Annotated in this window: 12 protein-coding genes; 1 reads left to right on the forward strand and 11 read right to left on the reverse strand. The window is 42.6% G+C overall.

The features are described 5' to 3' along the window. Window positions 1-56 precede the first annotated feature (56 nt). The 8 genes from EHO59_RS12860 to EHO59_RS12895 all read right to left on the reverse strand — a co-directional run bounded on the left by EHO59_RS12860 (window position 57) and on the right by EHO59_RS12895 (window position 18,316). Window positions 57-503, reverse strand: coding sequence for a hypothetical protein (locus tag EHO59_RS12860; protein WP_135588685.1), 447 nt, complete (start codon window positions 501-503; stop codon window positions 57-59). After that, window positions 475-1,506 (reverse strand): hypothetical protein, encoded by a 1,032-nt coding sequence (locus EHO59_RS12865; RefSeq protein ID WP_135588687.1) that lies wholly within the window; start codon window positions 1,504-1,506, stop codon window positions 475-477. The genes EHO59_RS12860 and EHO59_RS12865 overlap by 29 nt, the downstream gene beginning before the upstream one ends. Then, a complete protein-coding gene (locus EHO59_RS12870) occupies window positions 1,503-4,151 on the reverse strand; it encodes a polymorphic toxin-type HINT domain-containing protein (protein ID WP_246052894.1) in 2,649 nt (882 codons plus the stop codon). The genes EHO59_RS12865 and EHO59_RS12870 overlap by 4 nt, the downstream gene beginning before the upstream one ends. Window positions 4,152-4,598: 447 nt before the next feature. After that, entirely contained in the window at window positions 4,599-5,591 is a 993-nt protein-coding gene (locus EHO59_RS12875; protein ID WP_135588691.1) for a DUF1016 N-terminal domain-containing protein, read from the reverse strand. 185 nt (window positions 5,592-5,776) lie between these two features. Beyond that, window positions 5,777-6,370 (reverse strand): hypothetical protein, encoded by a 594-nt coding sequence (locus tag EHO59_RS12880; RefSeq protein ID WP_135588693.1) that lies wholly within the window; start codon window positions 6,368-6,370, stop codon window positions 5,777-5,779. Beyond that, window positions 6,354-14,843 (reverse strand): TIGR04388 family protein, encoded by an 8,490-nt coding sequence (locus tag EHO59_RS12885; RefSeq protein ID WP_135588695.1) that lies wholly within the window; start codon window positions 14,841-14,843, stop codon window positions 6,354-6,356. The genes EHO59_RS12880 and EHO59_RS12885 overlap by 17 nt, the downstream gene beginning before the upstream one ends. 88 nt (window positions 14,844-14,931) lie before the next feature. Then, window positions 14,932-15,489 carry an Lcl C-terminal domain-containing protein gene (locus EHO59_RS12890; RefSeq protein WP_246052895.1) on the reverse strand — a complete coding sequence of 186 codons (558 nt, stop codon included), beginning with the start codon at window positions 15,487-15,489 and terminating at the stop codon, window positions 14,932-14,934. A gap of 19 nt (window positions 15,490-15,508) precedes the next feature. Beyond that, a complete protein-coding gene (locus EHO59_RS12895) occupies window positions 15,509-18,316 on the reverse strand; it encodes an Lcl domain-containing protein (protein WP_135588697.1) in 2,808 nt (935 codons plus the stop codon). 238 nt (window positions 18,317-18,554) lie between these two features. Here EHO59_RS12895 and EHO59_RS12900 point away from each other — a divergent pair, with 238 nt between their 5' ends. Then, a complete protein-coding gene (locus tag EHO59_RS12900) occupies window positions 18,555-19,064 on the forward strand; it encodes a hypothetical protein (protein ID WP_135588699.1) in 510 nt (169 codons plus the stop codon). A gap of 75 nt (window positions 19,065-19,139) precedes the next feature. Here the strand turns inward: EHO59_RS12900 and EHO59_RS12905 are convergent, their stop codons facing one another. From EHO59_RS12905 to EHO59_RS12915, 3 genes are read right to left on the reverse strand one after another with little or no spacing between them, the layout of a single operon-like run. After that, window positions 19,140-19,829 carry a hypothetical protein gene (locus tag EHO59_RS12905; protein WP_246052896.1) on the reverse strand — a complete coding sequence of 230 codons (690 nt, stop codon included), beginning with the start codon at window positions 19,827-19,829 and terminating at the stop codon, window positions 19,140-19,142. Then, window positions 19,826-20,605, reverse strand: coding sequence for an MORN repeat-containing protein (locus EHO59_RS12910; protein ID WP_246052898.1), 780 nt, complete (start codon window positions 20,603-20,605; stop codon window positions 19,826-19,828). Before EHO59_RS12910 ends, EHO59_RS12905 begins: the two co-directional genes overlap by 4 nt. Window positions 20,606-20,638: 33 nt before the next feature. Then, on the reverse strand, window positions 20,639-23,632 hold the full coding sequence (locus EHO59_RS12915; RefSeq protein ID WP_135588701.1) for an efflux RND transporter permease subunit: 2,994 nt from the start codon (window positions 23,630-23,632) through the stop codon (window positions 20,639-20,641).

A 23,632-nucleotide genomic window follows, 5' to 3' on the forward strand; every position in this document is an offset into this window, starting at 1 on the left:
TTGGTCTTATCGGTATATTATAATGAAATTTTAAGAGTGAAACAGAAGGCGAATTTCTATTCTTTAGATATGAAATTCTGAAATACGTAATAAACCAATTGGAGAATTGGCAGTGCAGCAAGCGAATAGAAGGCAAGTTGAATCAAATCCTTACGTTCAATAGCACCTTTTAATATTCGAAAGAAAAATGAATTCTCTTCGTTACTAAGATAATCTCGGTTATCAGTTTTCCCAAGAAGCAGTTTATCCGGATCTTTAATGGAGCGGGACCAATTATCTTCTAAGTAGTAATGGACGATTTGACTGCAAAGTACGCAATCGCGTAGGTGACGCTCATACAATAGGTCGAGTTTCTTGCCTTTTGTGTTTTGTAATACCTCTGTCCAATATTCAATTGTTCCCAAATTCTGTTTGCAAACCGGAGGAGAAAGAGGAGGTTTGCCTTCTTCAGAGACTCCAAGCATATCGACCTGTTTAATCACATTTCTGGAAGGTAAAATCATCACCACGGTTCCCTTCTCGCATTATTTTCGTATCTGACCTAAATCGGAATTCATATATCTTGAGCCTGCGCGTGCTCTTATCATCAAAGAAATATAGTGAGAGCTTGGATTTACCCGACGTTTCCAAATTAAAGTTAGAGAAACTTTTACTCTGTTCGAGATTATAACTTACTATCTCTTTAAGCTCAATCGGCATCTTACAAAGATCCAAGCTAAAAACGCTTCCTGCTGTCTCCGATGAAATAGCTTTTGAACGAGTCCATCGCCCTCTCAATCCGTCGGGAGCAACCGTTTCCTCGTTAACTTTTTCGAATTCAACTTCCTTTTCTTTTTTAAACGGCGAGATAATTCCACAATTTCCGACAGAGCTAGTGCAGGTTAATACTAGCTTTCGATCAGACAGAAAACGAAAAATAAAATCAGCTGTGATGGACCTCATTTCTAAATCCGTAGCATTAACACGAATTGGATTTTTTCCTGAAATACGATTGAAACTATAACCGACCTCTTCTCCAAAATACATTAATCCATTTGAATTGATACAAATAGACATAGCGTAACCAGAATTCGATTTCCAAATCCCCCTGAGTTTTAGATTATTCAGACAAGGATCTAATTTACTATCCTCTAACGACTTTTTAATTCGACTTTTTCCGTCTTCACCAAAGCTTAAACAACTCCAAAGCATCCATCCTGACGGCAGGTTAGGATCTTTTAACTGAACCCAAGGTTTACCGTCAAACCATTTCGATTTATGCTTCCACGGAGCGTCTATTAGGCCTTTATCTTCCGAATCTACAAAAACCTTTTCGCCAAAGTTAACGACTTTCAAAGGTTCCTGTATAAGTTTTCGTTCCGCATAAATACCACATGAATCCGAAGATACGTAAGAATCGATCAATCCTGTTTTCTGATTCTCGGCTAATAAAGGAATAATGCTATATACAAATAGTCCTAACCCAAAAACCGCTTGATTTGCAATAACCCAGTGTAACTTTATCATTTTCTTTTCCAATTTTTGTCGCTAAATATATCTTTTTGCAATTTTTCCAATTCTTCGATCTGCTTTTGCTGGATTTTTTCTGATTCTTTTTGCTGTTCCTGCTTTAACTTTTCTCTTTCTACAATAGCTTTCTGTTCACTTAGCCTTATTCGGGCATCCTTTAACCTTTCTTTATTTTCTGATTCATAGTTTTCACCCAATCGCTTGTCACGAGTAGTATCTATTACGACTAAATCCTTAGCATTAAAGTATCGCTTTTGAACCTCTTGTGTGGTTAACCATCTCTTTGCAACTTTGTCATAAACAGCCAAGTGTAAATGAGGGTTTTCACTGTGTCCATTAGTACCCATTCGACCTGTGTAGTCGCCTGGATTTAATACATCCCCACGCATCAAGCCAACTGCTATGCCCGAAGTATGATGATAATAAATTTCTAGGTTACCGTCTTCGCTAGTAAATTTCAAACGATTCGCATCAATTCCTTCGAACGTCATCGTTTCTACTGCGACTAAATCTCGATTCTGGGCGGTTTTTCCACCAGATAAGTCTGTACCAGTATGTTCATTTTCGTGCAACAGTACAGAGCGACCACCGTCTTCTCCCTTTAAATAAGAGATAAATCTTTCAATATGGTCTGCCGGATAAGTATCGGTTCCAGCTCCGCCATGTTGAACATCATTTACGTAAATGGTCTCCCCTTTGAATGGGGCAGAAGTTCCTGTTTCAGAAATTAATAATTTCTCGTTAGGCTCTTGAGGCTTAGTCAATTCAAAACGTTTGTCCGGATCACTACCGTTCGGATCCTTCTCTTGATAAATCATAGTTTCAGTTTTTCCATCACGCTCTGCAATGATCTTAACAAAGTTACCGCCTGATGAATCTATAGTCGTATACTTCACTTTTCCTTTGGGGGTATTTACCTCTGTAACCTTACCATCCGTTCTCTTTTCGATCAATGCCTTATCAACATCATAGCGATTCTTCTTTAGGAGGGCCGCATCTACTTTATTACCTTTACCATCATAAGCATCAACGTCACCGTTAGAATGCTTGATCTCTATTAAACCGTTATCTTTGAAGGCTATCTTCGTACCGTTGCCATTCTCAAGCATGCCTTTACTATTTCTCTGGAACGAAGTGTCTTTATATTTCACTTCATTCGCTTTATTTAAGACACTAATTTCAGTCGGATGTAAGATTTGCTTAGCATCGGGCGATTTTTCACGGAGTTCCACTAAGCCACCTTTGTTATTTTTATCCGCATATTTGACCGAAAGTTGTCCAACCGGCTTCCCATCACCGTGATCATTGGTTTTGGAAGATTTATTCTGCAGTGAAGGGAATAAACTGCCATTCGTTATCTCTGCTGTATCTCCAACTCTTTCCTCTTCCTCTTCTTTATGCTTAGTAGCCTCATAACCAGCTGCTTCTACGTTCTGCTTGGTCCTCTCCTTAGCATCATTCTTTCTATCCTGCTCAGGATCATTCTCTCTTGGTTCTTTAGCAGCTACACTAACGCCATCCTTAACCTTCGGATCTTCTACGTGGCGATTGCGTCCTTCAGGACTTTCAATCGCAGTTTTAGACCCAGCCAAATAAGTCTGCATTTCTTCTTTAGATCTCGCGATCTCCTTAGAAACCGCTGACTCGTTCGCTGAGATCTTCTGACTTCTCTCTTCTATACGTGCCGACGTCTCAGATATTGCTCGCTGTGCACCCGCTACTTCGCCTGAACCCTTAACGTTATACGCTGACTCTAATACAAAGCCCTTCCATCTCTCCTGGGCTATACGATTTCCGCTAAAACCTTCCTGAAAACCTACCTGACCCTGACGGAAACCTGATCTTACAAGCGCATCGTTCGTCAAACCACCGTTTACAAACTTGTCTATCGCTTGCATCTGCTCCTTATTGAAGCCTTCACCACCATTCGAACCTTTTAATGCATTGCGGATCTCTTTGATTCCCGGAATATGATCTGCCTCCGAACTGCGAATCGCACGAAGGAAAATATTATTATTATTCTTAGCTAAATCTACCTTCAGCTTAGCCTTATTTTGCTCTTTTTGAAGATCGTTTCTCTCTGCATCTAAGTGTCTACTCTCAGATTCATAAGCGCTTAGGCGTTTGATTGTCTCCGTTACCTTGCCAACGTATTCCGGATCGTGCTGTAGTGATTCTTTATCGGATAAACCGCTTTTTAATTCTTCTACTGCCGATCTAACTGCTCCAACAATTCCACCCACATCTTGCGCATAATTATGCACTACAACTCCATGCTCTCCAACCAGATACGCATGTGTGTCCTCTACTTCTATATTGTATACCTTCGTCGTCTCTATATTATAGTAGTGGACTCCTGTGACCGGGACCGTGCTGCCATCATGTAACAGTACGAGATCCCCTACCTGAAGGTCCATTACCTTCACCCAGGCTTTCTTTCCTACTACCCAGAACGGGTGGTTCCAAGTCGTATGGATCACTTCTTCTCCGTCTAGCTCCAGATCGAATAGCTGTGGTACTTCATGGACGAATTGCTCTGTGACCTTTTTCTCTACGAAGCTTCCCGTCTTCTCATCCCAGGAGTGCACGACTTCGCCGATTTGGATAGTTTCGATTGGCTTCAGTCCGTCTCTCGTCCACACTGGTGTTCCTGCTGTGAAGCACACCGACACCGTCCACACTCCGTCCTTGATCGACATCAATCCTGTGTCTTCGAAGCCGAAACTTCTTTTGATACTTATGGGCGCCTCCTCGCTTGCGCAAGGACCGGGCTACTACGGGTTCGCTATTCGCTCATCCCTACGCTACTCTTTATTTAAAGCAAAGCATGCTTTCTTGCCAAGCTTGGGACTAAAGCCCTGCGTATCCCTGGCGCGATTTGTAAAACAGAACTTATTTCTTCTCTAACCTCAATCCCTCTTAGTTAGTAAATCGTTGTTAAAGAGCTTAAACCTTCACTGCACAATTGTGCAGTTGACCCCATTACTACGAAAGGCCCGAACAAATCCGTAGATTGAACGAGCCTCTTACTAAATTCTGATGTTTTAATGATATACGTCAAATAGCTTTCATAATCTTTTTAGGAATATTCATTCCTCTTCCTCAACTGAACTACCAAGTTCCTGGTTTAGAAAAATACCAAACTTCATAATAGTCCCAAGATCATCTGCCTTGTTCGGAGAATAGAGGATATCACCTACATATCTACCGTAGATATCCTTACCTTTGCTCTTCACTATTACACTCCTTCCTTTCGGAAGTTTCTTTTCTAATAAATGGAATAAGCTCTCCCCGTCCTTGGTACCAAGCTCTGCTGCCCAGACCTTGTGCAGTCGGATTCTCTGTCTCGAGGTTAGATCAAAACCAAGGTTCAGTTGTATGATGATCGTATCTCCATCTACAACTCTCTCTACTTCGCCGGAATAGATATACAGGCTGGCTTTCTCGGAATCTATCTTGGTAAAGACGGTTTTGCTGTTCTTCTCAGAAGCTTCCACTAAAGTATTCTCTTTAAATTTAGTTTTGTTTCCTAAGCTCAAATAGCAATAAAACCCTAAGTCAAGACTCAGCTTTCCCGATGTAGTCTTTACGATTTTATAATGATTTAGCTTTCCTGTTGGGCGATCCCATCTAGGCGTTCTGCCTTGATATAGTTCTCCCGATTCCCTTAATCGAAGAACTAGTTCTTCTAAAGTCCAATTGTTTTGGATTGTTTCTGTTTCTAATGTTTTGCGGAGTTTAGCATCTTCTATTCCAGAAAGTATTCGGTAATAGCTCCAATTTAGGTCCTGGTTTAGTTTGGATTCTCCATATACTTCATAGAATCTCTTAGCATAGAACAGCATTCGTTCTGAGAATCCACGTTTGAGTTTCTTCTTGAGTTGGGTTGAGAGAACTTTTATCCAGCTACCTTTAGTTCTCTCAGCGGAATTTAAGCCTTTCTCTACTTGGTTGAGTAGCTTTCCGAGTTCTCGATTTGCTTGTAGTATATATGAATTCTTTCCAAGCGCGGTATCTTTTCCCAATTTCTCGTAGAGCTTTATAATCTTATTCGAAAGTTGAGTTACTTCCTTCTTGTCCATAATACACTTCTATCTGCAGTTAGCAGCTTCAGAAGCATTTCTTCAACTTTGCTTTTACGAAAGAATCTTTTCTCGCTGTAAGTCTTTTGCAAAAAGACCCGCTCTATTTTAGCGGGTCTTTTACCTTTTAATGGTCAGCTAAAGCAATTCACCGTCTTAGCCAAATTAATTCAAAAAGCTAACTTTCAGGGTGGTGCTAGATCTGGGCTAACTTGTTTGAATTCTTCATCGATTCGCTTATCAATCTCTTGCTGCTCAAGTATGCCTTTCTCACATTCATCGAGGGTCTCTACTTTTGTCTCGGAAGATGAACTTGCTATAAAAATTTCCTCAGTCCCCTCTTTGACTTCATCTAATAAAGAGAGTGGATAGAAGAAAAATTGAAAATTTTCGAAAAACCCCTTTGAATGCTTATAGATAACGAAAAAACCTCGATTTTCTGAATTAATTGCTACAAAGCGATTCTTCCCTAAATAGAAAAACTTCAGAGTAACATACTTTTTAGTTTTTGTAGGATGGACTGTTACAGTTGTATTTTGGAAATCAAATCGCCCGCAGTGCGCATTTGATGTCTCAATATCCAATATTGGGATTGGATTACGATTCCCGAAAGAAAAATTCTTCGGCACGTGGTCCACATCAAAATCAAACAACTTCGCATCCAAAGATCCAGACCAGTCGGGTGGAAGTGCATATATATCCTTGACCTCCTTCTTCTTGCAAGAAGCCAAGAGAGAAAGAAGTAACGCAAAAATTACAACGCTATTTTTTCTTGTCATAAAATAATCCAAACACTTTCAATTTATTCCATAGGACGGGCGAGTTAATAGGTCCACCAAAATACAATTCACCACTACTTGACCCACTTCCGGCCTTCGCATTATTATTAATATATATCCACTGTCCGTCTGTATCTTTTACAATAAAGCAATAGTGGTTCGCTCCTGCAGTTTCGTTTGTATCGGTATGAATTTGTACAACAGATCCAACTGGAAGATCTTTGATATATTCTTGCACTTTTATAGGTGGCATTGCTGCTGTAATCCCGACAGGTTTACCTGCGTCATCAAATGTGAATCTCTCAAAATCATTCCCTTTTGTTCCTGCTACAGTAACGTGCTCTGAATAACCGTTCGTGAAACCCTCATCAAAAACAGGTGCCTTATTCACCTTTCCTATCGACACACCACCAACTCGTATCTTATGGGTCATGAATTCTGCCAATGAAACATGCATCGGAATTCGCCCACTTACTAAACCTTGAACGTAATTGTGGAATACCCGACACAATGCAGCTGCTGTCGCGTTCCCCATTTCAGTCGGACCCTTACCCGAATACAACCATTCTTTTACTGCGTTAAAAATAGCTAATCTAGCTGGATCATTCTCGATACTCGGATCCGGTTTGAATTTACTAGGGTCGCCTCCCGTCTGAGTCGCGATCATATCAAAAACTGATCCCAACTGAGTTGACAATGGTCCAAATTGTCGCTGATTTGCGTTGTCGCCTTTTACCATCTCAGTAACCAGCGCTAGTACATGCTTTGGATTGGTATGGTCAAACGGCTCAGTAAAACCTAAGCCAGCAAATATTTCAGCAGGTGTCTTATGCGCACGTTCGGCTAAGCGGGAAATCTCGCCGCTTTCCAACGGTTTCACTTTCGACTTATTCCGATTCGCATTATTAGCCGCCACCGCTTCCGAATAATCGGTCGCCACTTCTCCACCAAGTTGTTTTACCAACTCCTTACTAGGGGCGTAATTCTTCTTCGTATCACCGGTCTTAAGATTATTACCTGCATCAACCTTACTTAATTCTTCAACGTGAACAGTATTATTTAGTTTCTCAAATATTCCTGTAAACTTACCTGTAGACTTATCATAAGAATTCGCGACTGCTTTCGCTTTTAGTCTATTCAGATCAATCCGTACAAGTTCGTCTATACGCTTCAGACCACCGCTTGCTAACTCATTTTTAAATTTAGATATCGCTTTCTCGTGTTCTAATTCAAAGCCTTTGACAATCTCTTTATTTTGTTTCCTTAGCTGTGCAATTTTTTCATCAATTTCATGTTTACCAAAATTGGTTGCTGCAACCAAAAGACTATCTTTCGATGCTTCCAATTTTTTGATTTCAGCTTCATTATTTTTAAATCTCTCGTCCGTTTGAGCAGACGCTATTGCCCTTTCATGAATCTCTGCGCCATAGGCTAATTTCGAAGGAACCGCTTCACGAAGCTTTATAAACCTTTTCTCCATCTTATCTTTTGATGAATTAAGTTTGCCTTCTTCCTTGGCTATTTGCTCATTAAGTTTTTCGACTAAAGGTAGAATCTCTTTAAGAGAATCTAAACCTGCCTTCTTGATTGCGTCCTTCCTATCTGCTAATAAGGATTCCAATTTTTCTTTAGATGTCCCATACTCGCCTTTAGCTTCTTGATATGCCTTATCCGTTTTTGCATTTGTTTCGGCAATCTTAGTCCGTGTTTCCTCTAAAGAAGCGATTTTCTCACGGAACGATACGAAATATTCAAGGTATCTACGATCAACGGCAGATAAAGTATCCTTTATTCCTTCGTAAACATTCTTATTTTCTTGGCTTAATTTCCTACCTGTATCCGATTCATATGACAGGTCTTGCTGTTTATGGACTGACTCATTGACAATTAGGTTTTTGCTAGATAAATATTCCGTGAACGATTTGTTAGAATAAAGATCTTCTTTTACAATACTAACCGCTTCTTCTCTAGCTATATTGATATCCGCTAGTAGTTTCTTACCAGTCTCTTCCATCTCATTGTTCTTTTTCGTGATCAAAGGACTTGTTTCTAACTGGGTTTTCTTCGCGTTACTTACTTGATCTGAACTGAATACATGCCGAGCCGCTTCCAAGGCTAACCCCTGGTTACCAGCAGATTCCATATTCTTACGAGTTCCAACTGACGACGAATAATTTGAATCTGCACCAAAGCCTATTTTCGGTCCTTGATCAAAGCCAGCTTGGACTAACGCATTATTAGAAAGATCTCCTTTAGACCAAGTGTCGATCGCTTTTAATTGGTCTCTAGTAAAACCTTCCGGACCATTTACTCCTTTGAGCTTCTCGCGAATTCCTTTGATTCCAGGTAAATCATCGCTCTTCGAGCTTCGAATTATATCCAAGAAAAACTTATTATTTGTTTTAGCAGAATCGATCGTCCTTTCCGCTGATCTATTCTTAGCCACTAAAACATTTTTCTCAGCCTCGAGAGTATCTCCCGTTTTTCTAAAATAAATCAGCTTATTTTCTAACTCATTTAGTTTATCTGCTAATGGGCTACTTTCTACCATTGCATCGGAATTAAAGTATTTTCTGTTAATACTGCGTAACTCATCCAATTCAGCTCGAGCGGCAGAAGCGACTTTCTCAATGCCATCGCTGTAATTATGCACAACAACTCCATGTTCTCCCACTAGATACGCATGTGTGTCCTCTACCTCTATATTGTATACCTTCGTCGTCTCTACATTATAGTAGTGCACTCCTGTCACCGGGACCGTGCTGCCATCATGTAATAGTACGAGATCCCCAACCTGAAGGTCCATTACCTTCACCCAAGCTTTCTTCCCTACTACCCAGATCGGGTGGTTCCAAGTCGTATGGATCACTTCTTCTCCGTCTAGTTCTAGATCGAATAGCTGTGGTACTTCATGGACGAATTGCTCTGTGACCTTTTTCTCTACGAAGCTTCCCGTCTTCTCATCCCAGGAGTGTACGACTTCGCCGATTTGGATTGTTTCTATGGATTTGAGGCCGTCTTTCGTCCACACCGGTGTTCCTGCTGTGAAGCACACCGACACTGTCCACACTCCGTCTTTGATCGACATCAGCCCTGTGTCTTCGAAACCGAACGTTCTTTTGAGATCTCCTACTAGACGCGCTAAGAATTTATCTGTTGGCGTCTCTGGCGAATTCTCTACAAACTTGAACTCTTCTGCTCCTAATGCAGCCGCTTGTCTCTGTAAGGCTTCTTTGAATTTGTTTGCATTCTGTCCGGATAAAATTGCCTCTTTATTTCTCTCATAGTGATTCAGGATGTTCTGCGGACCTCCGTTCTCCAGCATCTCCTTACGCTGTTCTTCTGTGATCACCTTCGCATCCACCATCGCCTTACCGACTGCTTCCGCGCTCCTTTCACCAGACGCCTTATAATTCCCATTCGCATGTTTCTGTATCATGCTTAGGTTGAGTTCATTTTGAAAATTGGCGTTCCCTTGTAGTTTTCCGAATCTATGCGTACTTGTACTATATCCTATCGATGCGACTGTCGCACCATCATACTGTCCGCTTAAGCTTAAGCTCTTATCCGCACTAGAATAACTGAGAGTCGCTCCACTTCCTCGCAAGTTCGGAGGCATTTTCTCGTCACCATAATTACCATATACACCAGCATCATAACTGCCGTCCTTATTAAGCGTTAGGTTTAACCCCGCATGGTACAAATCTCCCTTCCCAGTCCCAATAATGTCTGCTCCCAATGTCCCACTGTAGTCTCCGCTATGGGTATTATAGGTAGTTCCAATGTAACCACCGTCAAAGTTTACATTTGCATTTACATTCAGCCCTGGATGGTTTGGGTCGTAAGAAAATCCTATATTCCCAGGCACTACGGATTCTCCCGGGGTGGCAAAGCTAATCCCTCCTCCCCAACCTCCTGCCTGTCCTTCGGTTCCTAAGAGTACATCCTGTCTCTCATGACGAGAATAAGTAACATTACCTGTCAGAACAGAGCCCATTTCCTCTCTAGCTGCTCGAGAAGCTACTTGTAAGAATGTCTCTCCCTCTTTGGCCTCCATTGCAGTTCCACCCAGCGTAGCTGTACTAATAATTCCATTCAGAAAGCCCGCGACTGCTCCATTCGCCCCGTCCAACTCTCCGCCTATAATAGTATTGCCGATCGTAAGGACCGTTCCTGCAATCGCTTGTCCATTAGTGATAGTGATCGGCCCGGCCTTAAAGAATACTTGTTTCGCCCAACTCGCGTTGGCTGAATTTGCATTATTAGCGTTATTCGCCATATTTGCATCGTTCGCAGTATTCGCCTCATTCGCTGCATTTACTTCATTTGCAGTATTCACGTCATTTACTGCGTTCGCCTCGTTCGCAGTGGTCGCGGCATTACCGGCCTCCATAGCCTGACCCGCTCCTTCTACTGCCTCGACGGCTTCTACCGCCTCAACAGCCTCAACTGCTTCCGTTGCATTTGCCGCAGTCGCAGCAGCATCTGCAGCTAATTCCGCAGCCACAACTCCACTGCCCGTTCCCGCTGTACAGATAGCGAACGCAATACCGGCCGCAAGCTGGATTACTTCTTGGAGTTCTTCCATTCTCTGACGACGGGCTTGGATCTTAGCTTCTTTATTATTATAATAATTTTGTAATAGAGATGCAAGTAAACCCTGTTCTCCCGGACTTCCGTTTGGATCCAATGCCTCTGCCATCGCATTGAATACCACGTTCCTTTCAAAGGAAAGCAGCTGTTGCTTAAATTCTGCGTGAGTAATCTTACCGTGAGTAACCTCTGTAGCTAAAAGTCCCGCCCAAAAAGAGGTCGCCTCAGGAGAAAGATGATAATGAGCGCTAATCACAGTTGCACACGCGGACTGGACTAGCCCTGTAATCTGATTGGCAACCCAATGACCTGTAGATGTAGTCCCAAGCAAAACTGCTTCGATATAGCTCGCGATCATTCCTGCCACTTGCGCCTGGTGACCGGCACTCGCCGACGCCTTCGCCTCATAAAAGGCATTTGTAGCATCATAACCGGCTAAACTAGAAAGCACTGCGTTCGAAACATCCGAATTCGCAAAGAAATTCGTCAAATGCTTAAAGCTAGATCCAATTACAGAGGAAATGCGATCTGATTCTGCCTCGCTTGTATCGAAAAGATTACCTACACCTCCTCCGGAACCGAAAGAGAAAACAGGAGGAGGTGCAATAGAGATATGCTGTGCCACTTGGGTAAAATGATAATTACTCGCATTATCCCCTTGGCCAACCGCTTCCCCAGTGTATGTCATTTCATCCAATTCGATGGTGCCATCATCGTCTACAGATACATTACTATATTTTAATGTAGTATACCGGTTGCATCCGTTCATATCGGAACCGCAATGGGCAGTGATGAACGTGTCTACAGTCTCATGTTGGCAAGAATCCGTCTGCGCCGGATCGCAAACAAAGTTTCCATCCTTATCTATGATATATGATTTTCCATCACTTGGGTCCAACCAGCTAGACACTCGATTATCCTGCAATAGCTGCGATTCTCCGTTTTGAGTAAACGTTCTCTGCTGCGCAAGACTACTCGCCATCTGCTCCATATAGCTCATACGGTTGTTTAAAAGAGCATTATTAGTGGAGGAAAGCAGAGTCATGTTCGAGATTCCGGAAACCGCTTGAGAAAAAGAACCCGCAAAATTGCCGAGTATATTGAAATTCAAATTACTATACTGGCTGCCCGGATCAATCCCTTGTAAGATCGAAGATACATTACTAAAAACAGAAGCGGAAGAATTCGCCGCACCGCTTGGATTCTGGGAAATATCATCCCCGGATCCCAATTTCAAGCTCTGAAACAATTCTTGGGCCAAAAGATTTGCGTCGGCCTGGCTCTGCCCGTCTCTTAGTTTATTATTAGCCGCAGCAAACGAGGTATTTGCCTTCGATTGCAGGTCTTTCATTTGGGTCAGCCAATTCGATTCACTCGTCTGCAAACCTTGCAATGCTGTGCTATAGTCCGATTGAGCCTGAGAAAGGAGTCCTTGTTCTGTCTGTTGCCAAGCCGCATACTGTGCATCAAAAGTACTTACCTGACCGGTCCAATTCAAAATACTCGGCAACACGTTTTGGTTCCAGTTGTACGCAAAACTCTGGAGTTGGGTCACCATATTCTGCCAAGTAGTGGCATTTGCGCCCGAATTAAAATTAGACACAGTATAATTCAGAGTAATACTGATCGCATCTTCTGTTAAGGTAGTATTCCATAGCAATGGGATTCCAAACGCGCCTCCCCTCTGCACTTCTATATAATCATAGAAATTGCTACCAAATGCTTGATTAATTGCGTTTGTATCAGCCGAGAACTTTTGATTGGCCCCATAAGAGACAGCAACAATATCATTCCCGAACAGATCCTGTACCCCGCAACCAGCCCAGTCATGACAGTATGCCGGATCCGCTAGCCAGTTATTTCCTCCTCCAACGCTGTTACCCACATAGTTAGTATCCTGGAATGCGGTTAGATCCATAGTCCCAAGCCCAGTGACTAAGGACCCTGGACCAAAGCCAGCAAACCATTGCGCCAAACAAGCAGGATTGGTATCATTTGAATGAGAATCGTCATTAAAAACACTTAACGCAGCTTGATTCGGACAAGCAGCACTCCCTCCTGCCGCAAGGCTAGCAGAATACGCATTCGTTAAATAGTTCTCGAACTCTGCATCCGTTTCATGCCCTCGTAGTTTTTCCACAATATTCCAGGCAAGTCCGACTGCTCCCCCACTCGCTACGCTTCCATTTAGAAAATCATGAGTAGTGATCGAAAGCACATTCGCTTGCGTGTTAGAATGCGGAGTGGGAATATAAGAAGCTCCGTCCGGAATCGATTCGGACAAACTACCACCCGCCTGGTACAAAGCCACCTGCCCTTGCGCATTCGCTATCTCTTGCTGTAGAAAATTCGAAATTGCAGTAGCAGCATACACCAAAGAGATCTCCATAGATTGGATCTGACAAGTGTCCTGATTTGCCCCGCTTGTAGGACAGGCCACACAATTCGGATCACTAGCCGAACAGGTGTTAGCATAATACTGACCGGTAAGAGACGAAGGATTCGTAGAATCTACGATCGCTTGAAAACAAGTATCCCCCGACTGACAAGCAGATGTAGAAAACTTACCCAGAGTAGAATCATAGATGCCCTGACTACAAATCGCTCCTGTATTCAAACAACTCTGCGGATAAGACAACATCTGAGATGTGGTCTTATCAAAAATGGCAAGTCCGGTCTTTCCCTGGGTAATAGCAGTCTCAATATTATTGATCAAGGTCTGAAAAGCTTTTCCATCCGCATTCAAAGAAGTATGGATTGTTGCAATATCCGTACAACCGTTCGTCGCACTAGCAGGACAACTTGCATTTACGTAAGTGTTATTCGTAGTATCATACTTTAATTGGACGCAGGAATCCCCGGACGGGCAGCTGAATACAAATTGGCTGGAACTAACATCGTATGTATAATCCGTACAATTGTCTCCCGTCGGACAAGTAGCCGAGATCACATTCCCAGAATTAGTATCCTTAATCGCAGTCACTGAATTCCACAAGAGATCATTCCCATTCAAATACTGTTGGTATCCTGCAATCGTCTGGTTGATCTGATCCTTCACACTCGACTCATACGACTGGATCTGCTGCATATATGCTTGGTACTGGGACTCGGTCTGATTGATCTGTGCGATCAGAGTCTGATAATTTGTAGAAAGATTCTGCACTGCCTGCTGATAATTCCAAAGACCATTTGCAATATTCGCATTGAACTGGCTATACCACTGCTGCTCCATACTATTCAAAGTCTGTTGAGAATTGGCTAGCAGACTAGTATCCCCGCTCTGCACCCCGCTGATGGTCGGATTTCCCCCGTTGATAAGCGAATTGAATTCCGAATCGAATTGGTTCTTCAAATTAGTGACATTTGCCAAATTGCCGCTATAGTACGCGTCTATAAATGCGTCTCGCTGGGTCTCGATCGACAGTTCTGCATCTTTCTGCCACTGAGCAAGTAAACCGGAAGCCTGACTTTCCAAAGAGTCATACACATAACTACGATAATCCTGAACACTCTGAAAACTATCCTGTGTATTGATCCCATTTACCATACTGCTAATCTGAGTCTGGATCTGGGCCTCCCATTCCGCTTGAATGACAGAATAACTTTGAAGTATAAGCGCATCCCAGGTGGTTGAACTACCCGAGTTATTCGCTACGGAAAAAGTCCCTTGCAATTGACCCTGCCATTGCTGCCAATTATATGTTTGCGGATCTAGTTGCGGAACGGTCACTGATTGGGAAAAAAGACCACCCTGTAAAAAGAATAACAAACCCAAAAGCAAATACGAGATCGGCTTAGAAAGGATATATAAGAGTTTCTTAATAAATAAGGCTCTCCTCTCAATAAAATAAACTATAAAATGAGACTTCCGATCTGTCATAACCTTTCCCAATCGATCAAACTAGAATTCCGAACTAAAAACAATATTACGCTTAAGAATAAGAACATTCGCTTTCTACACCTAACACCTAAGGAGAGGTTTCCGACACGCACCGCAGATAATATGTATTATTGGCTCCAGCCGTATAAAAACTATACCCGTAATAAAAATTCACGGTCCATATATTCCCCGTATTCTGAGCATATGGAGTAGAAGACCAAAAAAAGTCCGGGACCCCATTCCCAGACGACGCCTGTCCAGGATCAAAGATACCGTTTAACGCGGGGGCATAAGCCGACCTATCTATGATCGACTTCAACTCTTGAATAGTAGGTATTCTCCAGCTAGTCCCGTACTGAGAACAATAGGTCTTCGCGTTCGTCCATTTCATACCCACTCCACCAAGAAATGAACTATTCTTCTGACATCCTGCTGGACTCGCAGTCGTAGAATAAGAATAGGGGTAGATACAACGCTGCCAATAAAGCTTCGTTACATTATCGTTGATCACACTAGCGCTATTTGTGTTCACAGAGAATCTGGCTGTCTGAGCAGAGACCTCCTTTCCAATCCCACTGAACCCAAGCATGCATAGGATCGTAGCGACGCGAACAAGAGAACTAAAACGAATAATCTGATTCATCATCTCAAGCAATACCTATTCATCATGGAACCAAAGGATTAGAGCCAGGAACACCGGACACACAGCGAACCCAATTCGAGGCAGTGACAGGACCAAAATAAAGATCCGGATATTGAAAATCGACGTACCAAGCATTAGTAACTGTCGGGGTAAACAAAGTAGAAGTCCAGTAAGGAGCCGCATTCAAACTTCCGAATACCGAAGCCGAAGCGATCGATGGACTGCTTCCATCATAAATAGATAAAGTAGCTAACTCCTGAGCGCTTGGCAATCTCCAGTTAGTAAGAGTTGCATAACCAGCACCGCTATTTGCAATATTTAGATTCGCACAGCCATTGATTGCAGAGAAGAAATCAGTCTTCAGATTCTCTTCATCCTTCTTCCAAACAAGCTTAGTATTATAATCAAAGACTACAAGATCAGTTGGATAACTATTGCTCCAGAGCCCTCCAGGAACAGTATTACTCAGGTTCTGCGCCTTAGCATCCCCGAATGTTAAATCCTCCCCTGTTCCCGTCCGTAAGATCGGAGGCGCATAGGTATTTGCAACTTCGTAGGTAGTAGTAAGAAAGCTCTGAGTGATCGTGCTTGCCAGAGCCAAACTCGCCGCATCCTTCAAGGTGCCGGCAGCGATGGACCATTGGATCAATGCGTTTTCCGGAAAGAAAATAGAAGGCAGCCATATAACCAAAGTATCCGGCTGATTCGAACTAGCTAAGAACTGAAATTTTGCCTTACTCGTATCAATCGTCGCCCACGAACCGTATTGAAACACTTGCACAGTCAAATTAGGAGTTGAAGTCGGATCCAAAGGCTCACTAAACACCAAAGTCAGTTTACCCGGATTCGGGTTCACATCCGTTGCCCCTCCCGAAGGAGTCGCTGAAACAAGAAGCGGTGCCTGGGTATCCTTCCAAACATTGATCGTCTGACTTCCTGTCTGCATTCCGTATTCCGGTTGATTTGCCTGATTCCCAACACAGATAATCAGTGAATTCTTGCCGGCAGTAAAATTCAAATTCGCAAGGCTGGTATTAACTGCTGTGTTTACTTTGATATCTGAATTGCTAGCAGTCCCAGTCACCACATTCCCACTAATAAATGTGCTCGTTCCAGTAGGAGTAGAACCATTATTGCATTCGCAATCCACAGTATTCGAATACCGCGCCCCGCTAGGACCAGAATAAACATTCTTGGTGACTGTCACACCATTCACAATAGAACTCACAGTAGATGCAGTACAGCGATTTCCACCTAACAGTACCTTATACGAAGCCCCTGTACCGGAGAATTGCCAATTGATCCCAAACGCCGTCGAACCGTCTATGACCTGATTCGAAGGAGTATAACCATTCACTTGGATCGTAGGACGAGAAGAATCGATCACATAGGCCGCAGAACCTACTAAAGAAAGATTCCCCGCCGGGTCTCTTGCGATGAATTGCAGATTCGTATTCGAGATCAGATCGATCGTGCTAGCAGCCGGAGGCGGAAATGAATTCCCATTCGTGATCGCCCCAGTTAAAGAATTAATGGCTGGTGTGCTACCATCAGTAGTATAAGCCATCTGGTAACCGCTACTTACATTAATATTATCTGCATAAGCTAACTGAATAGATACTGGAGTAACGCCGTCATAGCCGTAACCCCCTGCCCCTGGACTCGCAGCGATAACTGGTTTAGTATCATCTCTAGTAATGGTAAAGGAGATCTGACCAACAAGACCAGAATTTACACAAATAAAGATCGAATTCGGGCCAACCGACAACTGGTTAGCCGAAATAAAGGATGTATTATTTTGATTTGCTCCGGTCATACCGCTCTCGATCACATTTCCATCCGTGCAACCGGTGGCATTCTGACGAATACTATAACTCCCTACTTGCGTAGACTTCCAAACATAGCTTGCAGTTTGAACAGCCCCGGAGGTAGAACTCAAATAGAAAGAAGAAGCTGGTGTCACGATACTCACATTCGGGATATTATGATTGATCACATAAGAAGCAGTATTCACATTCTCGATATTTCCGGCCAAATCCCTGCATCTATACTTGATTGCATAAGTGCCATCTCCATTCCCTCCGATTGTCACAGTCGTTTTCGGAGGATTCGTGATCGTGCCGTTTTGAGGAGAATAAGCAGGAGTACTACCATCGATCGTATAAGCGATATTCCCAGGAGCAACGTTATCGGCACACACGATAGTCGCTATTTGCACTCCTCCATAGGATCCAGGATTAGGAGAGATCGAACTACTCGGTGAAATTACATCCGCCGCCAAACGCGCGATCATCGGATTATCCACAACACCATCTCCATTAATATCAAAACCCTGATTGGGATAGATAGTAACTGTATTACCGGAACAATTACTACCGGTAGTTAAATTCACGGAACCGTTAGACAGATAGCATAGATAATAATCTGGCGCACCATCCCCGTTTATATCAACAGCATTCGGACTGCTAGAATTATTCGGATAAAGAAAGATCAGGTTCGGGACACCATTCCCTTGAGTAGAAATACCTAATGCTTTTCCACTACCACTCGGATCAATGATCACTCCGTTCACAGTTGGTCCTGAACTATTATTCAAGTTGATAGATTCACCTGGAGTAAAAGAACCAAGTCCGTTACCGGGAGGAGTGATGATTCCACCTCCACCACCGGAGCCTCCAATCAATCCCACGATCATCTGTTCTAAGGCGGATAAAAGACTATAGTTCTGGCGATTCGGAGAACAAGAGAAGAAGGACAAACTAAAAAAGACAATGGCTAGATTGGTAAAAAGCGAATAACGGACTGTAAAAATCGTACCAATACCTGACATATAAAAACATATCCCCTAAGACCTATACGCAGACAGGACCGGAGAAAGAGTAAAAATTCCCTGAACGTAACATTCTCTCGAAACATATTTTTGCAATAATAAACACAAAAGAAAAAACGCGAAAAAGAACCAAATTATCCCAAATAAGATACAAAAGGAATGCTTAAGATGATTTTTCTCGACAATACGGCCTAACGATGTTGCCGTGGTTTATAAATAAGGAGTTTTTTATTCATATATGAAAATTTGGAAATCAATCCCAGCTACAATTCTTCTTCTCGCTTCACTTTCGTCCTGCCATGACAGCAGTGACGATACGACATCTAGTTTTCTCACTTACCAAAGCTTCCAGGAAATCCTGGATTGCAAGGTCACATTCAACGGCGTAGCTCATTACGTTACAAAGAAAACAATCACAAGTGGAAATATTAACACAGTGCCTTTTAGCCGAGTTAGCAACGCGCTTTCCGTAGGTGCAGTTATGATCGTTGTCGGTGCTGGTGATCAAGTAACCATCACAATCCCAGGAGCAGACACGATGACTTACGATACATACGTAGGCACATGCCCAATCAATACGAACAATTCCCCGGATGGAGATGATGCAGCTCACTTTTCTGGAGGGGGCGGAAATGGGTTAAATGGTTCTTCAACGAATACTTTCACTGCCGTCATACCTGGAACATATACTCTCTACTTTGCAGGAGCACCTCCAGCTGATCCAGCAATCATTGTCCAAGTAAACTAAAACACCCTTCGGGCCCCTTTCCTGGGGCCCATTCTATACCAAATCCTTTAACTCCAAAACGATCCCTAAGATCGATCACACGCTCGCAAAGAATACGATCACAAAGAACAAGAATGGTCCAAGCCAGGTCAGGATCGCTCTACCAGTAGTCTGACTAAATAGAGTCCGGCTCATCCGAATATAGAATACACTTTGAGCCGCAGATCCAATAATAAAAAAGGCGGCATTCAATCCTAGATAGAACGTCATTTGAAATACATCATGTTGGATAGAACGTGGCGCTATACTATACAAAACCAAAATGGGAAAAAAGGACAACAACACATAAACCCCGGTAGAAAATGCGATCCCTAACATTCTAGCAAAGGACCTGTCCGATTCTCCCAAAACCCACAAGGATGCAAAGCTTACGATCGCCACATAAACTTGAAAGATTACGCTAAATCCCGCCAAAAACAGAATGCTATATGGAAATGTATTCATCAAATAAAGAGACCAACTGATCCTCTTCTGAGTATACAGCTCCAACATCCTCGCCGCATAACGGTTCAAGAAATCCAAATGGATAAATGAGAGCAAAAAATTACAAACAACATAGGTAACTAAAAAGAGTAAGAAAATACGGACACTATCCTTCAAGAAGGCTTGAGGACTCATTTTTGCTATCTCTTCCGGATGCAGCTGATAGTTTAAATTCCGAAAGAAAGCCCTGGTATAAATATTATCTTTTAATAAAGCGATGATTCTATCTTTTATTCCGTTCATTTCTTCTTACCTTTTTTAGAATGTTTCTCTTGTTTATGAGGATGAGGCTCGTTATTTTCTTCCGTTTCAGAAGGAGCTACCGGTCCCGGATACTTTCTCTCTCCGTCCACCCAATCCCCTTCGAAAATAATAGTGCCTAAAGGTCCCATCAATATTCCTTTCCCGTGCTTCCGACCATCTTTCCATCCACCAATATACCTCGAAGCATCCGGATAGACAAAGATCCCCTTCCCATTAAAGATACGACCTTCTCTATATTCGCCACCAAGCACTGTCCCGTCTGGCAACGTTAAACTCCCATTTCCCTCTGGCCGATCGGCAACCCAAAGTCCTTTCAGAGAGGTCCCGTCCGCCCATGTAAAAGTTCCATTACCTTCTTTACGGTTCATCACAAATCTACCCTCATACGAGGAACCGTTAGGATACCGATACGTACCCATTCCATGCTTCAAGCCTTGTAACCATTCTCCAGCGTAATAGTCTCCCTTCTCATTCCAGAAGACTCCCTTTCCATTTGGCTTAGAATCCTGCAGTACGCCTTCATACATTCCACCGTCGCTATATTCCAGCTTGGACAACCCATTCTTGCAATCCCGGTATACACACTTAGGAGCATTATAGATCCGCAGACAAATAATAAGAAACACGAGCAGTAACACGGACACGATCGCATAATTTTTCCAACGGAATGGAAAAAGAAAGGACCGGATCCCTTCTGCGATTTCTTTTCGCTCGAGTGTCTTTATTTTACTAAAGAATGTATTTAAGAATCCCATAATATTCCTTATAAAGATATTGAATGATCTCGTTTATTTTTTCTTCGCTTTCTTTGCCTTTTTTATCGGAGGTTTAACTTCCTCGAAAAAAACCGGCTCCTGGTTCTGGATCGGCAAAGGTCTGAGTTCTAAGCTCTGCCCTCTCCGAAAGAATTCTTCGAAACGGAAAAAGATCGATGGAGTAAACGCCAAAGAAAGTCCGATCCCAAGCAATAAAGTAGTCTCTAATTCCATTAGGAACCGTCCCCCTTCTCTCGAAAATAGGATCTGAAATAAAAACAAAGCACAGAGAACAAGATAGATCTCTCTCTTGAAACCCGACCCTGTATCCTTCAGTATCTTTCCTAAACAAAGGATCTGAAAGGAAACAAGTGCAATCGTCAAAAGCAAACCCAAATAAACAGGCAATGAGATCTTCCCAAAAAGGAGACTACTGCAAATCAGATTTAGAAAGAATACGAATAGAATAGTAGCGATCACCTCGAAAGGTCTCGTTAATGATTCGAAATAAGAAGCAAAAACCATATAGATGAGAAGAAAAGAAAAAGCGATAACAATATAAAGACGATTCTCAGCCTCTATCGCCTTCTCAACACTTCTGCCCAATTCCACATGATAATTTTCGGGAAGGCCTTGATTCAACTCATCCAAGACCTTCGCTTGCAATGCGCGATACGAGTCTTCCGAAGCTCTCAAAGAAAAAGAAAGAACTCTCTTCTTGTTCTTACGAGAGATCCTTGCCGGTGACTTCGTTTCAGTCTTCGAAGAAACCTCCGGAATAGGAACGTATTTACCAACTTGATTCTTAACTACGAACCTTTCTACGCTAGTGACCGAGTTTCGGAATTCTTCCTTCGCTCTGATCTTAATATCCAATTCTCTATTCTCTTCCACATACTTAGATACAACAGAACCTTGAATGGCTGTTTTCAAAAAATTAGCGATTTCCGAATGGTTCAAAGACGATCCGGATGCCTTATTATTATTTAAGGAAAGTTCCAATTCATCTCTAGGGGATTTATAATTCAGGACTGTATCACTCGTGCCAAGTAGATCCGAGGCCCGATTCGCTAGATCCTTTGTCAGCGAGTCCAGTTTATCGTAATCATCTCCCAATGCATCCATTCTAATTTCTTTATATCTCGAACCCTCCGACTCTCTCGAAAAATAGCAGAATGCCGGATCAACATTTCCTATATTCTTTCTAAGATCCTGGATCAGATCATCAGGCTTCGACTTGGATTCATCCACATTGATTACTAGCAAAGAATGGCCAGGCTCCACCTTTGAAGTAACATCGGCAACCCCTTCCGTTCCTGCGATCTTAGCCTCTATATTCTTGGTAATTGAATTCGTCTGAGGAAAATTAAATCCCGCAGGCAATTCCACATAACCTATAATCCTTTTACTCTCTGCAGAATAGAACAGTTCCTTATTTGCCTGAACTAGTCTAAAGACTCCGAACAAAAGAATCGCAATATAGAGAATCGCAAACAGTCTGTTTCCTGGACGGATCAAACGGCTCGGTTTATCTTGAACAGTATTCGCAACAGGAACAGAATGATAGGATCTAAAATACCGTTCTCGTACCATTTTGATCGAGGCATGCAACGGAATAAATAGAACATAAGAAAGCGAAACAAATAAGGATAAAAATACGCCTAACCGAAGAGTAGACTGCCCAGTATCTCTATCCAAATAATACAACGGAAGACAAAGTGCTAAAACAACGATTACAAAGCTGATCAACTCTCCTAGAGTATTCCTGAATTTGAATATTCCAACTCCTGGATCCTTTCTCTCACATAGGAACTTATAAATAAATAGCCATACCCCAAAACCGACAATCTCCGCGCCTGCGATGATCAAGTCGAATTCCACTTTCAAAAGAAAAAGAAGAAACTGGATAATGAAAAAATTCAGCGGGAATTGCAAAAGGATCGTAAGCCTCGTATCCGTAAAAGCGTTCTTTTCGAACTTCTGCATTAGAACAAACATAAGGATCACACCTGCTAAAAAGCAAACTGCCACGTTCGAATACGTCTTTCGGATCGAATCGGACTGATCATAAACGATCCGAAAATCTACATCCGGGATCTTTAATCCTTCAAGCTTGCCCTGAACTGCTTTTGCAATATCTAATATATTTCCAACCGAGGATTTATATACAAAGATACTGACGATCTCCTTCCCGCTGAGCCTCGATGCACTTGCTTCGTCCTGAAAAGAAAAAGAAACATCTGCAACATCCTCTAAATAAAAGATCCGATTCTGCTCCTTTGAAAAAATGGGCTGTCTCTGGATCTCTCGTATCGATCTATACTTACCTGAAAGAAAAAGATTATATTTAAGTCCTTCCTTCTGAACCGAACCGATGGATGCCGACTGGTTGTTTGCCTGGATTACTCTTTGAATTTCCTGAAGATCTACTCCGTGTGCTCTCAATTTCTGAAGATCGCATGCGACCAGCACTTCGCGAACCTTACCACCCGAGGCAGCGACCTTACTCACTCCCTCTATATTTTCCAAATAACTCTTCACTTCATGATCGGCAATGCTTCTAAGAGTAATAAAATCGAACTTCTTGCTCTCAATCGATATGATCAGGATCGGTTTCTGGTCTGGATCATACTGAAAGATCAACGGCTTATGGACCTCTCTCGGAAAATTTCCGGCAACAGCATCAATCCTTTCCCGTATTTCCAAGCTCTTCAGATCTAGATTAACACCTTTCTGGAATTCCAAATTGATCTCAGTTCTTCCCCTCTCGGCAAAAGAACGCATCTCTTCTATTCCGCCAACACTCGATACCATTTCCTCGATCGGGATCGTTAGAGTCTCTTCTACGAGATGCACATCGGCGCCCGGATACTCAACAGACACAGAAAGCCCTGGATAACTTGCTGAAGGAAAAAGGGTAACTGGGACTTTCAAAAAGGCCAAAATCCCAAAAAGAAGCAAACCTCCTAAGATCATGGAGATCGTCAGCGGGCGTTCGCTAAAAAAATGAGAGCCCTCTGAGAACAT

The sequence above is a fragment of the Leptospira semungkisensis genome (assembly GCF_004770055.1).
GTDB classification, from domain to species: Bacteria; Spirochaetota; Leptospiria; order Leptospirales; family Leptospiraceae; genus Leptospira_B; species Leptospira_B semungkisensis.

Coding starts and splice junctions, on each gene's coding strand:
- EHO59_RS12860 (WP_135588685.1), bottom strand. CDS start 503: ATGATTTTACCTTCCAGAAATGTGATTAAACAGGTCGATATGCTTGGA.
- EHO59_RS12865 (WP_135588687.1), bottom strand. CDS start 1,506: ATGATAAAGTTACACTGGGTTATTGCAAATCAAGCGGTTTTTGGGTTA.
- EHO59_RS12875 (WP_135588691.1), bottom strand. CDS start 5,591: ATGGACAAGAAGGAAGTAACTCAACTTTCGAATAAGATTATAAAGCTC.
- EHO59_RS12880 (WP_135588693.1), bottom strand. CDS start 6,370: ATGACAAGAAAAAATAGCGTTGTAATTTTTGCGTTACTTCTTTCTCTC.
- EHO59_RS12885 (WP_135588695.1), bottom strand. CDS start 14,843: ATGACAGATCGGAAGTCTCATTTTATAGTTTATTTTATTGAGAGGAGA.
- EHO59_RS12890 (WP_246052895.1), bottom strand. CDS start 15,489: ATGATGAATCAGATTATTCGTTTTAGTTCTCTTGTTCGCGTCGCTACG.
- EHO59_RS12895 (WP_135588697.1), bottom strand. CDS start 18,316: ATGTCAGGTATTGGTACGATTTTTACAGTCCGTTATTCGCTTTTTACC.
- EHO59_RS12900 (WP_135588699.1), top strand. CDS start 18,555: ATGAAAATTTGGAAATCAATCCCAGCTACAATTCTTCTTCTCGCTTCA.
- EHO59_RS12905 (WP_246052896.1), bottom strand. CDS start 19,829: ATGAACGGAATAAAAGATAGAATCATCGCTTTATTAAAAGATAATATT.
- EHO59_RS12910 (WP_246052898.1), bottom strand. CDS start 20,605: ATGGGATTCTTAAATACATTCTTTAGTAAAATAAAGACACTCGAGCGA.
- EHO59_RS12915 (WP_135588701.1), bottom strand. CDS start 23,632: ATGTTCTCAGAGGGCTCTCATTTTTTTAGCGAACGCCCGCTGACGATC.